The sequence below is a fragment of the Vibrio sp. L5-1 genome, from assembly GCF_021728315.1.
Taxonomy (GTDB): Bacteria; Pseudomonadota; Gammaproteobacteria; order Enterobacterales; family Vibrionaceae; genus Vibrio; species Vibrio splendidus_K.
In genome coordinates, this window is record NZ_JAKKCQ010000015.1 from 36,932 (window position 1) to 52,049 (window position 15,118).

General features: G+C 41.9%; 14 protein-coding genes and 1 pseudogene. 11 read left to right on the forward strand and 4 right to left on the reverse strand.

What is annotated here, in order from left to right; all coding sequences use genetic code 11:
- Positions 1-96 precede the first annotated feature (96 nt).
- The 7 genes from pyrD (at position 97) to rmf (ending at position 8,787) form a co-directional block, all read left to right on the forward strand.
- Complete coding sequence (gene pyrD / locus L3V35_RS24500) at positions 97-1,107, forward strand: quinone-dependent dihydroorotate dehydrogenase (protein WP_017077215.1); 1,011 nt, start codon at positions 97-99, stop codon at positions 1,105-1,107.
- A gap of 205 nt (positions 1,108-1,312) precedes the next feature.
- Positions 1,313-1,861: a cell division protein ZapC gene (locus L3V35_RS24505; protein ID WP_004733648.1), complete on the forward strand. Its 549-nt coding sequence runs from the start codon at positions 1,313-1,315 to the stop codon at positions 1,859-1,861.
- A 578-nt stretch (positions 1,862-2,439) separates the two neighbouring features.
- Complete coding sequence (rlmKL, locus tag L3V35_RS24510) at positions 2,440-4,560, forward strand: bifunctional 23S rRNA (guanine(2069)-N(7))-methyltransferase RlmK/23S rRNA (guanine(2445)-N(2))-methyltransferase RlmL (protein ID WP_017088510.1); 2,121 nt, start codon at positions 2,440-2,442, stop codon at positions 4,558-4,560.
- A 25-nt stretch (positions 4,561-4,585) separates the two neighbouring features.
- Complete coding sequence (locus L3V35_RS24515) at positions 4,586-4,846, forward strand: glutaredoxin family protein (RefSeq protein WP_171308295.1); 261 nt, start codon at positions 4,586-4,588, stop codon at positions 4,844-4,846.
- On the forward strand, positions 4,824-6,740 hold the full coding sequence (locus L3V35_RS24520) for an ABC transporter ATP-binding protein (RefSeq protein WP_017082212.1): 1,917 nt from the start codon (positions 4,824-4,826) through the stop codon (positions 6,738-6,740). The genes L3V35_RS24515 and L3V35_RS24520 overlap by 23 nt, the downstream gene beginning before the upstream one ends.
- A 9-nt stretch (positions 6,741-6,749) precedes the next feature.
- Positions 6,750-8,453, forward strand: a complete 1,704-nt coding sequence (locus L3V35_RS24525) for a DUF3466 family protein (RefSeq protein ID WP_237300793.1) — start codon at positions 6,750-6,752, stop codon at positions 8,451-8,453.
- 160 nt (positions 8,454-8,613) lie between these two features.
- Positions 8,614-8,787: a ribosome modulation factor gene (rmf, locus tag L3V35_RS24530; protein WP_017074275.1), complete on the forward strand. Its 174-nt coding sequence runs from the start codon at positions 8,614-8,616 to the stop codon at positions 8,785-8,787.
- 249 nt (positions 8,788-9,036) lie between these two features.
- Here the strand turns inward: rmf and fabA are convergent, their stop codons facing one another.
- Both fabA and L3V35_RS24540 read right to left on the reverse strand, forming a co-directional pair.
- Positions 9,037-9,552 carry a bifunctional 3-hydroxydecanoyl-ACP dehydratase/trans-2-decenoyl-ACP isomerase gene (fabA, locus tag L3V35_RS24535; RefSeq protein WP_010440782.1) on the reverse strand — a complete coding sequence of 172 codons (516 nt, stop codon included), beginning with the start codon at positions 9,550-9,552 and terminating at the stop codon, positions 9,037-9,039.
- Between the two features lie 70 nt (positions 9,553-9,622).
- On the reverse strand, positions 9,623-11,275 hold the full coding sequence (locus L3V35_RS24540) for a Lon protease family protein (RefSeq protein ID WP_054547719.1): 1,653 nt from the start codon (positions 11,273-11,275) through the stop codon (positions 9,623-9,625).
- 188 nt (positions 11,276-11,463) lie between these two features.
- On the opposite strand from L3V35_RS24540, the gene matP reads away from it, so the two are divergent.
- From matP to L3V35_RS24560, 4 genes are all read left to right on the forward strand, one after another.
- Positions 11,464-11,919: a macrodomain Ter protein MatP gene (gene matP / locus L3V35_RS24545; protein WP_004733655.1), complete on the forward strand. Its 456-nt coding sequence runs from the start codon at positions 11,464-11,466 to the stop codon at positions 11,917-11,919.
- A gap of 23 nt (positions 11,920-11,942) precedes the next feature.
- Positions 11,943-12,251, forward strand: coding sequence for a DUF3634 family protein (locus L3V35_RS24550; protein WP_017082208.1), 309 nt, complete (start codon positions 11,943-11,945; stop codon positions 12,249-12,251).
- A 105-nt stretch (positions 12,252-12,356) separates the two neighbouring features.
- Positions 12,357-12,665, forward strand: coding sequence for a hypothetical protein (locus tag L3V35_RS24555; protein ID WP_054547720.1), 309 nt, complete (start codon positions 12,357-12,359; stop codon positions 12,663-12,665).
- 146 nt (positions 12,666-12,811) lie between these two features.
- A complete protein-coding gene (locus tag L3V35_RS24560; RefSeq protein ID WP_054547721.1) occupies positions 12,812-14,032 on the forward strand; it encodes a hypothetical protein in 1,221 nt (406 codons plus the stop codon).
- Between the two features lie 85 nt (positions 14,033-14,117).
- On the opposite strand, the gene L3V35_RS24565 is transcribed toward L3V35_RS24560, so the two are convergent.
- Positions 14,118-14,720: a DUF2971 domain-containing protein gene (locus tag L3V35_RS24565; RefSeq protein WP_054547722.1), complete on the reverse strand. Its 603-nt coding sequence runs from the start codon at positions 14,718-14,720 to the stop codon at positions 14,118-14,120.
- 193 nt (positions 14,721-14,913) lie between these two features.
- Positions 14,914-15,118 (reverse strand): annotated as a pseudogene (locus L3V35_RS24570) (hypothetical protein); the annotation flags it as partial.

Below are 15,118 nucleotides of genomic sequence, written 5' to 3' on the forward strand. Positions count from 1 at the left end.
ATCTTACCCTTACAGACAGTAATAGATTGAATAGTTGGGTAAATAAGTAAATAATATCGCCCCGTTTACACGGCGCTTTTTTCTATCGGAGGCACAATGCTTTACCGTCTAGCCAGAACTGGCTTTTTCCAACTTGATGCCGAAAAGGCTCATGATCTTGCAATTCAAAATTTCAAACGCTTCACTGGCACACCTATTGATCTTTTGTATCGCCAACAATTACCTCACCGACCTGTAGAGTGCATGGGTCTTACTTTTAAAAACCCAGTTGGCCTTGCTGCCGGCCTAGACAAAAACGGCGAATGTATTGATGCATTTGGCGCAATGGGTTTTGGTTTTGTAGAAGTAGGGACTGTTACTCCTCGTCCACAAGCAGGTAATGATAAACCACGTTTGTTCCGTCTTGTTGAAGCCGAAGGTATTATCAATCGTATGGGTTTTAACAACCTAGGCGTAGATAACCTAATTGAGAATGTTAAGAAGTCGAACTATGACGGCATCTTAGGTATCAATATTGGTAAGAACAAAGACACGCCAATTGAAAAGGGCGCAGAAGATTACATTATCTGTATGGAGAAGGTTTACCAATACGCGGGTTACATTGCGGTAAATATCTCTTCACCAAATACTCCAGGACTTCGTTCGCTACAATATGGCGAAGCACTTGATGATCTGTTGTCTGAACTCAAAACCAAGCAATCTGAATTAGAAGCGAAGCATGGCAAATATGTCCCGCTTGCTCTTAAGATCGCGCCAGATCTAAGTGATGACGAAATCAGTCAGATTTGCGAATCATTGATCAAAAATAAGATCGACGGTGTGATCGCAACAAACACAACATTAGATCGCAGCATTGTTGAAGGCATGAAGCATTGCGATGAAGCGGGTGGCCTTAGTGGACGTCCGGTTCAATCTCGCAGTACTGAAGTTGTTCGTAAACTTCACGAAGAGCTGGGTGACCAATTACCGATCATCGGGGTAGGTGGCGTTGACTCTTACGTTGCTGCAAAAGAGAAAATGATGGCGGGCGCGAAGCTTGTACAAGTTTACTCTGGTTTCATCTACAAAGGTCCAGGCCTTGTAGGCGACATCGTCAAAAATCTATAGTTCGTAAAAACGATCTTAGTCCAAAGACTACAATCCGGCATCGTCTTAATAAAAGAGACACTGTAACTCACTGAGTTGTAGAGAAAAGCAATAAGAAAGAGGAATTCATTTCCTCTTTTTTTTTGCCTATCGCACAGTAAAATTACTGTAATTGAAGGTAATTTTGCGTTTTACCTAATGGAATGGTTCAACAGTGTGAGACGAAATGATGCTTAAACCTAGCGATACATGGAGTTGGTATTACGATGAGCAGCAATGTTCATTGATGCTAAACCTCGGAGAGGATATGATTTTTAAAACGAATCTGGTCCGCAATAAGCTGGTGGACTGCGCTTTTAAAGATAATGAATTCACTGTTGATGATGCATCTTCCTACCAAACCTTCAAAGAACAAATTTCTGGCTTAGAACTGTCTGAGCCACGACAAGCTGAGCTTGCACTTTATTGTGTGGCTGCAAAGCGTTTCCATAAGCCTGTGCAGCCTAAAAGCTGGTTCTTCGACTCACAAGGCGCTGGCCATGAATATCCTCAAGAAGGGGATATTGTACAAATGAATAACGAGCATAGTCTTGGTTACTTCATTGTATTAGAAGTAGGAGAGTGTGCGAGCTTATGTGCATTTGTAGACTTAGAAGAGTTCCTGTTAACGCCTTCAAAAGGGTTACGCTTTGGAGACTCGATTAAAGTCATGCACGATAGAATGACTGACGCAAATGCCATCCTTCATCAAACGCATATTGCGATGGTGGGTTAATCTCTAATCTCTAATCTCTAATCTCTAATCTCTAATCTCTAATCTCTAATCTCTAACCTAGAGCATTATTTCACCCAACCATCGCTACGAATAAACCTGTAATACCTTCCCCATAATCGGCTTAATAGCCGATTTTTTTGTGCCTAAAAAAGCCTATCTCAATAAATACGACGTAGTTCATTCATTTGAATGACGTTGTTCACTTATTTAATTTGTAAAAAACGTATCTTTTTTAACCTCAATTTCGACCGATTCTCTTATTATCGATGGTGGGTTGCCTCTGTTTATTCCCTGTTTGGGGTCTTTTGTTGCTAAATTTCAACTTAAATTTACATTTGGTATATACCAGTTTTAGGGTGAATATAAATGCACTTAATGATTTAAGCCTATCGATGAGTGTTATTTCTGTGAGATTGAGAGTTGTTGTGTTGTAAGGGGATGCGAGTAAGCGATCGCTTCATGACTGACCATTTGCTAAGCAGTTAGTAGAAAGATTCAATGAAAAGACGAGTTTAGTGTGATGCTCTAATAGCAAATTCAGGTATAATCGAGCTCATTTTTATCAATAAAAGAACACTATGAATCAATATCTAGCGGTTACCTCAAATGGCCTTGAGAATTTATTAGTTGAAGAACTAACCCAACTAGGGATTACAAACGCAAAACCTGTTCAAGCAGGTGTTAAATTCAAAGCCACCAATGAGCAAATTTATCGTTGTTGTTTGTGGAGCCGTTTGGCTTCTCGATTTGTACGTGTCCTTTCAGAATTCACTTGTATGGATGACATGGATCTTTACCTATCGACCACTGCGGTTAACTGGGTAAATCAATTCCATAGCACCAAGCGTTTCGTTGTTGACTTCAATGGTACGAACAACGAAATCCGTAATAGCCAATACGGTGCGATGAAAGTAAAAGATGCCGTTGTAGATTGCTTCGAGAAGAAGTCTTTACCGCGCCCATCTATTAGCAAAGAAAATCCAGATATTCGTATTCACGTTCGTCTACATCGCGACAAAGCGATTCTTGGTGTGGATATGGTAGGTAGTGGCCTTCATCAACGTGGCTACCGTCCAGAATCAGGTCGCGCACCCCTGCGTGAAACTCTTGCTGCAGCGATTCTTCTTCGTAGTGGTTGGGATGCAACGAAACCTTTCTTAGACCCTATGTGTGGTTCAGGTACGTTAGTGATTGAAGCGGCGATGATGGCTGCAAACATGGCTCCAGGTGTGAAACGTCAGAAATGGTGTTTTGAATCACTAGAAGATTTCGAACCAGAGCTTTGGGCTGAAGTGAAAGCAGAAGCGAACGTTCAAGGCCGTCGTGGCGTTAAGAAAGTAGAATGTAAGTTCTTCGGTTATGACAACGACGAACGCATGATCAAAACGGCGCGTGATAATGCACGTCGTGCTGGCGTTGAAGAGTTGATTGAATTCGAAGTAGGTGACGCAGCAAAGCTTAAACGCCCTGCAGAGTTCAATGATGGTGTGATTGTGTCAAACCCGCCTTATGGTGAGCGTCTAGGTACAGAGCCTGGCTTGATTGCACTCTACACAGCATTTGGTGCTCAACTGAAGGCTGAGTTTGGCGGTTGCAACGCTTCTATCTTCTCAAGTTCTGATGAATTACTTAGCTGCTTGCGTATGCGTGCAGACAAACAGTTCAAACTGAATAACGGTGCGTTACCGTGTCACCAGAAGAACTACTCAATTTCAGACCGTCCTATGTCTGAGCGTCCAACTGGCGAGCAAGAACAGTTGATTGCTCCTGATTTCGCGAACCGTCTTAAAAAGAACATCGGCAAAATCGGTAAGTGGGCGAAGAAAGAGCAACTAGATTGCTACCGTATCTACGATGCTGACTTACCAGAATACAATGTAGCGATTGACGTATATCCGGGTCACCTTGTGATTCAAGAATACGCCGCACCTAAAGATGTACCGGAAGACAAAGCTAAGCGTCGCTTAACCGATATCATCCGTGCTTCTATTCAAGTGACTGGCGTTGAAGCGAACAACGTAGTGCTTAAGGTTCGTCAGAAGCAGAAGGGCCGTTCTCAATACCAGAAGATGGCTCAAGACTCTTCGAACCTAGAAGTAAACGAATACGGCGTTAAGCTGATTGTTAACCTTCATGACTACCTAGATACGGGTTTGTTCTTAGATCATAAGATCACTCGTCGTCGTATCGGTGAGATGGCTGGTGGTAAAGACTTCCTGAACCTGTTTGCTTACACTGGCAGTGCTTCTGTTCATGCTGCAGTAGGTGGCGCTCGCTCTACAACGACTGTGGATATGTCGAACACGTATCTTGAGTGGGCAAAAGAGAACATGGAACTGAACGGCCGTGTTGGCCGTCAACACCAATTCGTTCAAGCTGACTGCTTGCAATGGTTGGCGAAAGAGCAAGGATCTTACGACTTGATCTTTATTGATCCGCCAACGTTCTCGAACTCTAAGCGTATGGATCAATCTTTTGACGTTCAACGTGACCACATCCAGTTAATGGAAGACTTAAAGCGTCTTCTAAGAGAAGAAGGCACGATTGTGTTCTCTAACAATAAGCGTCATTTCAAGATGGATATGGAAGGTCTGGAAGAGCTGGGTCTTAAAGCTCAGAATATCTCGTCTAAGACATTACCTCTGGATTTCTCTCGCAACAAGCACATTCATAACTGCTGGTTGATTACTCATAAGTAATTAAGAGACTGTATAAGGATATATAGTGCTGACTCTCTACAGTACAGAAGGATGCCATCTATGTGAGATGGCATTCAAACTCGCGGAACAGCTGAATATAAGTCATCAGATCAATGTGGTGGATATCGCATTGGATGATGAGCTCTTTTCCCGTTACGGGGTCACTATTCCTGTGCTCAAATTTGAAAGCTCTGACTTGTCTAAACACTCAGAGCTTAACTGGCCTTTTGGCTTGTTAGAACTTAACGATTGGTTAAAGAAGAATGGCATTACTTACAATTCATAATGGGCAATTAGCGTTTGGCGATCACCCATTATTAGATGGTGCGGATTTCGCACTGCAAGAAAACGAACGTGTGTGTTTGGTTGGCCGTAATGGTGCAGGTAAATCAACGTTGATGAAGATTTTGTCTGGCAACATCATCATGGACGATGGAAAGATGCAGATCACACAAGATGTGGTTGTATCTCGTCTAGAGCAAGATCCTCCGCGTAATGAACAGGGATCTGTTTACGAATACGTATCTGGCGGTTTGGCTGAGGTAGGTGAGTTGCTTAAGGAATACCACAACTTACTTGATGTGATTGCAGAAGATCCTAGCGAAAAGAATTTAAACCGTCTTACTCGCGTTCAAGAAAAATTGGATCATGCAAATGCTTGGCGTTTTGAAGATCGCGTAAGTAATGTTCTTGCTGCACTTAAACTAACAGCAAATACTAAACTGACGGAACTGTCAGGTGGTTGGCAACGTAAAGCCGCACTTGCACGTGCGCTTGTATGTGACCCTGACGTATTACTGCTTGATGAGCCTACCAACCACTTAGATGTAGCAACGATCGAATGGTTAGAAGCTTTCCTAAAAGACTTCCGTGGTTCAATCATCTTTATCTCGCATGACCGTGCTTTCATCAAATCAATGGCAACACGCATTGTTGATCTTGACCGTGGTAAGCTAAGTTCTTTCCCTGGTGACTATGACAACTACTTGTTAGAGAAAGAAGAAGCACTACGTGTTGAAGAGATGCAAAACGCTGAATTTGACAAAAAGCTAGCGCAAGAAGAAGTTTGGATTCGTCAAGGCATCAAAGCGCGTCGTACGCGTAATGAAGGCCGTGTTCGTGCTCTTAAAAAGCTTCGTGAAGAGCGTCAAGATCGTCGTGAAGTACAAGGTAAAGCGAATATCCAAATCGATACGTCTGCACGTTCAGGTAAAATCGTATTTGAAGCAGAGAACCTTAACTTTGCATTTGAAGGCAAAGAGATCGTTACAGACTTTAGCTTCAACATCATGCGCGGCGATCGTATCGCACTTATCGGGCCAAATGGTTGTGGTAAGAGTACGGTTCTTAAACTGCTTCTTGATCAACTTAAACCTGATTCGGGTCGCTTGCATTGTGGTACTAAGCTGGAAGTGGCTTACTTCGACCAATACCGTGAAATTCTAGACCCTGAGAAGTCGGTGATTGATAACCTGGCTGATGGTAAGCAAGAAGTAACCGTAGGCGGACGTGAGCGTCATGCACTGAGCTACTTACAAGATTTCTTGTTCTCTCCTAAACGTGCTCGTACCCCTGTTAAAGCACTGTCTGGTGGCGAGAAAAACCGATTGTTATTAGCTCGTATTTTCCTTAAATCGAATAACTTGTTGATTCTCGATGAACCTACCAATGATTTAGATATCGAAACATTGGAACTTTTAGAAGATTTGCTTGCCAACTATGAGGGTACGTTGCTTCTCGTGAGCCACGATCGTCAGTTCGTTGATAATACGGTAATGACGAGTTGGATATTTGAAGGTAACGGTGTAGTTGAAGAGTTTGTTGGTGGTTACCATGATGCTCAGAAGCAAAGAGCACAAGCACTTGAGTATCGTCAGGTTGAAAAGCCAGCAAAGACTGAAAAAGTTGTTGAGGAAACTCCCAAAACTGCGCCAGTTAAAGCTAAACCTAAGAAGTTATCGTATAAGCTACAACGAGAACTTGAAGCGCTACCAATGCGTTTAGAAGAATTGGAAACTCAAATTGAAACTCTTCAGGAAGAAGTCAACGATCCAAGCTTCTTTTCAAAATCTGTAGAGCAGACACAACCAGTATTAGATAAGCTATCTGCAGCAGAGCAGGAGCTTGAAGTTGCTTTTGAGCGCTGGGAAGAGCTCGAGGCACTACAACAGGAAAGTTAAGAAGTAATAATGACTTGTACTAAATTTAAATTAACAACAGTTGCAGCCCTAGTTTTGGCTGCAACTAATGCGAATGCAGCACTTTATGACGTGGTTGAAGTCAAAACTTCGATTACTGGTGCGTCTGAAATCTTTGGTGTTGCGATTCAGCCTGCAACGGTTTCGGGAACTGAAAGTTGTTTTACGACCGGTACGGTTGGTGGAATTGCATGTGATAGCTTTAAATTGGCTGGTGAAACTCGCGATACTCTGGAAGCTGTAAGTTATCGTGAAGAAGTACCGTTCGCAATGGATGCTCCGTTTCAATATATTCAAGAATTCGATGATTTCGAAAATTATTGTTACCGTGAGCTAAGATATTCTACTTGTGAAAGCTGGGCGCAAAATCGTTGGAACGATACATGGAGTAAGGAAAGGAATGACCTTACGTACGTCAATGCGAGAGCATTCGTTGAAGGTGGGGAGACATTTGAAAGCCGTAATACGGTAATCAATTCTCTAGATGACGATGCTAAACCTGTTGGCGTTAAATCTGAAGGTGGTATCCGTAATAATGCGTTGTTTACGACGACAGCTGCGCCTACTGGTACTTCAGAAACTCGAGCATGGAAAGCGATAACTGCAAACGGTACTGTTTATAATGTAGGTAGTGTATCTGTAGAGCAAGTTCCGACAGATACTTCTGAACCTGATAAGGCATTTAGTTCAAAAGCGGCTATCTGGGATGGTACTACAACAAAAGAAATTGACTGGGTCAGAGGTGGCAACGCCCAACAAGGTGATTATTTTGCTCAAGGTAGCATGCGATCAATTGCAATCGATGAGTCAAATTCAATTTTTTATGGCGTAGGCTATAATACTGTAGATGGTAATGGTGATTTACAAGACATGAATGCAAGTGTCTTTGTGAGTAATTCACTGGATATTTCTGGGGCGACTTGGACTACTAAAGTAATTAGTGGTGCAGAGGTTAAATCTGGATCATCTAATGACGATGCGATTTACAGTAACTCTGTAGCGACCGATATTAACGATAACTTGTTCGCTGTCGGTTATTCTAAGCGTAACGGTTATGTGCCAGAAAGTGGTAGTGCAGGTAACAAGATTTTCGTTGTATCTGATGCATCTGCGTCAACTCCGACTGCGACATACTTGTCTGGTGGCATCTTCTTTGGTGGTTCGAGCGGCGAAGCTAAAGCCGTCAACAACTTCAATGAGTTTGTCGGCCAAATTGACGCTGAGACGACTCGTGAAGTAGATGGTAGTGAGCGTAGACACAGAGGTTTTATTTACCCGTATCAAGCGACCGGTACTGACGCATCAAGAATTGCGCTGTTTGAGAGCAAAGCTTGGTGGTTAGATGATCTAACAAATGATGGTAACGCTTCTGGAGAAAACAACAAGTTCCGAATTATTGATGCTTCAGATATCAATGATGCGGGTGTGATCTCAGCCACCGCTATCAAGTGTACCGTTGGTGGAGCAACACAAGCATATGATACAACGTCACATAACTCGTATTGTGGCGGCGCTGCATCTAACGCGGTAGAAGAAGTAGTAGCTGTTAAGCTGATTCCAATTGCCGGAGCTACTAAAGCTGATATTCAAACTCGTAGCGCTGATACGGAGAAAGTTGATCGTCAAGGCGGTAGCCTAGGTTGGTTAGGTTTGACTGTGCTTGGCCTGTTAGGGTTCCGTAGAAAATTCAAATAATTTTATCTCTTGAGCCCGAGTTCACAATTCTGAACTCGGGCTTTTTTTCGTCTTGAGAAAAGTGCAAAAGTGGTCGATTCTTAAAGTTGGAGTCAACAAAACTCCACGAAGTTGTAATCATTGTATGTTAGTAAACGAACACCCGTATGAGGACTGCACTATGAAGAGACAAAAGCGTGATCGCCTAGAACGAGCACAATCTCAAGGTTACAAAGCTGGTTTAAACGGCAGGTCACAAGAAGCTTGCCCATATAGCCAAATGGATTCTAAATCGTATTGGTTAGGTGGTTGGCGTGATGCCAAAGATGATAAGCATTCAGGTCTCTATAAGTAGATAGGGCGAACATATTCAAAGGTCAAGGCTCCATGTTGTATAACAGCTGGAGCCTTGTTAGTTTCTGAGAACCATACAAGGCCTTATAAACCGAGAACTTGCTGATTAGAAAGTGATTTAAGGTTGTTTTGCTGGTGGACATATAATTGATGAGAGTTATTTAGTCACATCTTAGTGCACTATAACTAAATGCGTTGGAATGAAAATAAAGCAACCATTGGCTGCTTTATTAAAAATCTAACTATTAGACTAGAATGCTGATGTGTCTTGGAAAAGACCAACTTTCAAATCTTTAGCAACATAGATCTCTTTACCATCAACAAGAACGCGACCGTCTGCAAGGCCCATTACTAGGCGACGGTTAACAACACGCTTCATGTGAATTTCGTAAGTTACTTTTTTAGCCGTAGGTAAGATTTGGCCAGTGAACTTAACTTCACCAACACCTAGAGCACGGCCTTTGCCTTTGCCGCCAACCCAACCAAGGTAGAAGCCAACAAGCTGCCACATTGCATCAAGGCCTAGACAACCAGGCATTACTGGGTCGCCAGGGAAGTGACAGTCGAAGAACCATAGGTCAGGAGTAATATCCAGTTCAGCAAGAATCAAACCTTTACCGAAATCACCTTCAGTCTCAGACATTTTAGTGATGCGATCCATCATCAACATGTTCGGTGCTGGTAGTTGAGGACCTTCTGGCCATAGCTCGCCTTGGCTTGATGCTAGAAGATCTTCGCGAGTGTAAGAATCACGTTTGTTTTGCATTATCAATTACTCCGATTTTTGATAGGTGCATATTAGTGAACAGGTGTACGCTAAACAAGTCCGATCAGTACTAGACAAACCAGTTTTTAATGCGTCCAACGATTCCAATAGAGTGCTCATGTCTTTCAAAGTTTTCAATACGTTCCGCGATTTTACTCAGAACGCTTTCTTGTTCTTCGTCCCTAAATGGTGCGTTCATAATAAGAGGAATTGCTTCATCTACATTAGACACAGACCAGATATGGAACTCTTTGTTTTTGATGCTTTCAATTAGGTCTGGCTTCAGAGCAAGGTGTCTTAAGTTAGATCTTGGAAGGATCACACCTTGTTCGCCAGTTAGCTCGTTGTGTTTACACACATGGTAGAAACCTTCGATTTTCTCGTTTAGCCCACCAACGGCTTGTACACGGCCGAATTGGTCAACTGCACCTGTTACCGCTATTTGTTGATTGATTGGGTATTCTGACAAAGCACTTACCAGAGAGCAAAGCTCAGCAAGGGAAGCGCTATCGCCATCAACTTCGCAGTATGATTGCTCAAACACAACAGAAGCAGCATATGGCAACGGATCTTCTAAGTTTAGCGAGCTACTTAAAAATGCTTGCATGATCATCATGCCTTTCGCATGAAGATTACCCCCAAGTTCGGCTTTTCGCTCAACATCTGCAATATCACCATCACCAAAGTGAATAACACATGAAATTCGTGCAGGTTCACCATACGATATCGGGTGCCCCGGTACATCGATAACAGTCAGACCATTAACTTGACCTACTTGTTCACCCTCAGTTTCGATAATGACTTGGCCATCTCGAATATCATCAAGGGCGCGCTCTGGCAGGTACGACTCTCGGTTGTACTTGTGCAGTTGAGCTTGTTGGATATGCTGAATGTCAATGTCACCATTGTCCGCTTCAACTAAAGCTTCGCTCAATAGCGCATTGTGCCAAATAGGGCATAAAGGGATATAGCTCTGATCTTCAGTCTCACGCGCGCCAGCGGTAAGAATCCCAATTAGTGCCTGTTGCGTAATGTATGGGAGGTTATAACGTTGCTGAAGCCATCTTAGATACCCAAGATATTGGGTCAAAGTATCGTGTGAAAGCTTAATATCTTGTTCTATTTCACTGAATAGACAAAACCCTGTTTGAATATCGCCATCTAGATAATCCAGATCACCAAGTTGAGCGCGGTCTCCGACAACAATCAACTTAATGTTGTATGTCAGTGCAGCGATAGGCGTTTGATTTAGATGCTCTGGAAAACTGCTAATTGGTTCGACTGCTTCACCGAGAAGTGCGGATTTCAATAACAACCAACTTCCTGGATTTGCAAGGATCAGATTCGCTGAGACAACGAGGTAGCCATTGTTCGCTCTAGAAAGTAGACCTGGCTTTGTTGCAACAATTTCACCATTTTTAGACTGAACTTGGTCAAATAAAGTGGCAGCATTTAAAGATTCGGTTTTTATAACAGGCTGAGCATCGTCTTTTAACTCTGTCGTCAAAGATTCAACGATAAGTTGACGATAGATTGAGTTGTCAGGCGCATTAACAAGTAGAACTCGTGAAAGATTGGATAGGCGTACAAAACGGGTTAGCGCATCTCTAAATCGATGTTGAATATCTGAGAATGTGAAAGGAGAGATGTCAGGGAATTGCTCTAGTTGAGCGCTATATTCATCGTACTGAGGCGTTACATGTCGCCAATCTACTTGAGTCATTTAAATGTCTGATTATGATAATAAGGTAGGGAGTATATAGAAAAACCGAGGACTCATATAGGTCTATGTTGTAGTTACTAAACACTAAGCTAATATAAGTATGATCTTGGTCTATTCTTTCAAGACAATAATTGTTAAGTGACCTATTTTGGGTTACGCTGTCACTAGATTAACTCTCGAGATTAGACATGAAATATCAGCAGCTTGAAAATTTAGAATGTGGTTGGAAATGGAACTACTTGGTAAAAAAATGGAAAGAAGGTGATTCGATCACTTGCCACATTGATTCAAGTGAAGCTGATGTTGCTGTGAAAGCTTTGTTGGAGCTAGAACACCAACCTACAGGGGTTCTTGAGTGGATCTCAAATAACATGTCGCCTGAGCTCGATAACAAACTCAAGCAAGCGATCAGAGCCAAACGTAAGCGCCATTTCAACGCTGAGCAAGTTCATACTAAAAAGAAGTCTATTGATCTTGATTATCGAGTCTGGGAGAAGTTATCTCAACGAGCAAACGAACTCGGTTGTACGTTATCTGATGCGATAGAGTATTTGGTTAGCGAAGCGTCTCGAAGTGAGCAGGCCAGCAAGACAGTTACTAGCCTTAAAGAAGATTTGAGTAAGCTCCTTTCTGACGATAAATAACCGTCAACAGTAGTGGTGACATTATGATGTATGTAATCTTAATTGGTGCAGCGTTGGTTTTTTGGTTAGTCGCAGTTGATCGGCCGGTATTGAAAATCAAATTTAGTGACGGGGCGATCGAACAAGTTAAAGGTCATCTTCCACCGAGCTTTAAGCACAACCTTCAAGAAATTGGCCACAATAATTCCTTCAAGGGTGAGTTGAAAGTGTATGCGAAGCGCTCTGGTTACAATCTCAAATTTACTAAAGATGTACCTAAAAGCGTTCAACAACGTATTCGTAACGTATTTCCGCATAATGGATTTAAATCCAAAGGTTCAAAGAAAGCGTAATTGTCGAGAATTACGCGTTATCTAGTAAAACGTCATACTTAGTTAATTCTTCATCCCCCTTAACTGTAAGCATACTGTTCTCACCCCCAATAAAGAGAGAGCAGTATGAGATATCTAATATTCTTGTCGTTTTTTTTATCCCCATTTGTTTTTGCCGACGATGCATTGGTTAACCCCGTAGCCAAAAAAATCAAAGCCACAGTGCTGAAAGGGCTCAACAAGAATAATATTGATTTTGATGGTTATTGCGACCTGATGATAGAAATGAAGCACTCTAAAGGTTATGCAAGAATTAAAAAGGTTAGGACATCTGGCGATAGCAAAGCATGCAAACAAGCTAAAAAGCACTTACCGAGGAAGAAAAAGTTCAAATACAGCTTTCCTGAAAAGTACATCCGCCTCCATATCACATAATAAGCCGATCTAATGCACTATAACTAAATAACCTTAATTTTATTGAAACAATTACGTGAACCAATCTCTAATTTCTATTAATATTAGTTTTATTATAAAGGCAGGATATGCCGGAAAAGAGCTTTTAGGGCAAAGGAAAGTCACGGTTGTTGTTAGCACATAAAAATTACCCCCCTGAAGTGATTGAGATATCGAGAAAAGTCTCTATAAATGTTGAGGCTCGCTTTAATCGGTGGCTGATCTCTCCGGAGTATAAACTCGAGCAATCTACGGTCGATACATTACTGAGCTTGGAAAATAGATACTGTGATAGCGTTATATTTGATGAATCTGACCGCATATCTCACAATCAACGTATTTTATTGCGTTGTGAACAAGATAGAGTTCACGCTCATCGTGAGAAAGTCGTCGCGAAGCAACAAACATTGCGTTACGTGGTCGATGATGTAAGTAATGCAGCCTCGGAGCTTATGCTTGAGAAGCTTCAAGGGACCTTAATAAGCACATTGTTTTCAGAGCTACCAGACTACAACCAGTTCGCTAATGTTGGCTATTCGCCATCCTTAAACTTTTCTAAGCTTCATGAAATATCAGCCAAAAGTAGTGCATTGAGTTCAAGCTTAATCGAGTTTGTTTCCAATCGTGAGTTCACTGAAAAGTACGGTAAAAAGTCCAAGGTAATTCTCGATCCTAAAGTTGCAGCGCGCCAAATCGGTATCGAGAACTGTCGTTTGTTGTTTCCATTACTGATGAGCCAGCAGCTTATTAAATGGAGTGATGGCAACATCAAGCACATCTCGCCTAAGGTTTGGCAGCATCTGGTAGTGACTTCAAATGCGACTCGAATTCGACTTCAAGAAACGTCGGTAAAAGATCCTAACGTCGGTATTCTACTTGGTGTTTTGAGAGTTCTACCTTTGTTCTTGATTTGTAACCACTTTTCTTCAGTTTTTGAAGATGCATTGGTAAAAACGATGCTTGGCTATCGTGAGGCAAGTGACAAGCATGATGAATATTATGCTTGTACAGAGGTGATACCAAACACACAGTTTCTCGAAGTAATGGTAGAGAAATTGGAGCTTAAGCTACTAAAAAATCTCGTTGAATTTGTAGATTGGAGCCCAAGTAATCTATTCATCAAGAGGGCGCTTCTAGAGGAAGTGAATGATATCCCCGTGCTTGAGCGAACAGTTTATGGCGCGGCTCTCGCCCAAGGTCGAAAGTTTTCTATTTTCGAAGCGTTGGATAACAGCGAATTGTTTAACGTTAAGCATCGTCCTTATTGGTTTTCCACAGTTCAAATGTCTATAACGACAATTGAACAAATGCAGGGTAGAGTGCCTGGACAACTGACGACGAATATGTAAATAAAAAGGGAGCTACATTAAATGTGGCTCCCTTTTTGTTACGCAGTAACCTTTGGGCGGTTACTGGATCAGTTGGTGTGTTATTTTAACTGACCACTTCGAATGTAAACGACTCTTGTTTGGCTGTTGCGTGTTTAACGGGAATACCAAGGCGTTGGCAAGTCATCAGAACTTTAAGCTTCCTGTCGGCAGGAGCGTGTTCAGAGAGGATCACAGAACTTAGGCATTCTCTATTAAGGTACAGCTTATTGCCGAGCATCTCCTGATTAGGCAACACCCAGCGATATTCCTTTTCGTAACGCCAATTAGAATGCTTGATCTTAAATATTTCTGCTTCCAATTCAGATGTTTGGAATTCATTCAACGATTCTAAGTGGAACATGTTTGGGTCGTCTTTATACTGGACTTCAAAGCAATTGAGCTTGGCCTCACCATTATAACAATTGAGATCATACTCGATGCACATGCCTTTAAAGTTGTCGCCATACTGAGACCATAGTATTGGGTGGTCACTCGACTGAGAAAAACACACAACCTTGAAATCGTTCTGAAGTTCTTTGTCGAGCAGATGGTTAGACTCAAATGGGTTATTAAAGGTCTTAGCGTAATCAAACCATAACGAACATTCGGCAATAGATTGTATGTTTCTGTCGTGGAGAGATCTGAACTTATAAAGTTTAGGCAACATATCAAACACCTAGTTTACAACATTGCTTGATGTTAACACTTTAATTCATAACTCATACCCGAATGCATAGCATTTGATTGCTCAATCACCAAATTTATTGGCACAACTGTTTGATAGATCAAAATTTAAACACGAAATAGTGACCGGTTTAAGTGGTTTATTTTGCAGTTAAGCAATAGCGAACTAAAGTAGGTTAGTTGAAAATAAGATACAACGTAACCTTTTTGTTTGGACTAAATGGCTTAGAGCCTGGGAAGTGTTCTAGTTGACTCTTGCGGGTTTCTTGCCAACTGAAAATATCGTCGAGTTCTTGCTTGGACTCTCGAACCGGACGATGCATGTCTTTTGGGTATTGAGCGGGCTTAGCAAAGCGATGGTTAAAATCGGCGGTGAAGTAG

Bases quoted from the DNA above. Each gene is read 5' to 3' on its own strand.
- L3V35_RS24565 (WP_054547722.1), bottom strand. From the start codon at position 14,720: ATGTTGCCTAAACTTTATAAGTTCAGATCTCTCCACGACAGAAACATA.
- rlmKL (WP_017088510.1), top strand. From the start codon at position 2,440: ATGAATCAATATCTAGCGGTTACCTCAAATGGCCTTGAGAATTTATTA.
- matP (WP_004733655.1), top strand. From the start codon at position 11,464: ATGAAATATCAGCAGCTTGAAAATTTAGAATGTGGTTGGAAATGGAAC.
- L3V35_RS24520 (WP_017082212.1), top strand. From the start codon at position 4,824: ATGGCATTACTTACAATTCATAATGGGCAATTAGCGTTTGGCGATCAC.
- rmf (WP_017074275.1), top strand. From the start codon at position 8,614: ATGAAGAGACAAAAGCGTGATCGCCTAGAACGAGCACAATCTCAAGGT.
- pyrD (WP_017077215.1), top strand. From the start codon at position 97: ATGCTTTACCGTCTAGCCAGAACTGGCTTTTTCCAACTTGATGCCGAA.
- fabA (WP_010440782.1), bottom strand. From the start codon at position 9,552: ATGCAAAACAAACGTGATTCTTACACTCGCGAAGATCTTCTAGCATCA.
- L3V35_RS24550 (WP_017082208.1), top strand. From the start codon at position 11,943: ATGATGTATGTAATCTTAATTGGTGCAGCGTTGGTTTTTTGGTTAGTC.
- L3V35_RS24525 (WP_237300793.1), top strand. From the start codon at position 6,750: ATGACTTGTACTAAATTTAAATTAACAACAGTTGCAGCCCTAGTTTTG.
- L3V35_RS24540 (WP_054547719.1), bottom strand. From the start codon at position 11,275: ATGACTCAAGTAGATTGGCGACATGTAACGCCTCAGTACGATGAATAT.
- L3V35_RS24555 (WP_054547720.1), top strand. From the start codon at position 12,357: ATGAGATATCTAATATTCTTGTCGTTTTTTTTATCCCCATTTGTTTTT.
- L3V35_RS24505 (WP_004733648.1), top strand. From the start codon at position 1,313: ATGATGCTTAAACCTAGCGATACATGGAGTTGGTATTACGATGAGCAG.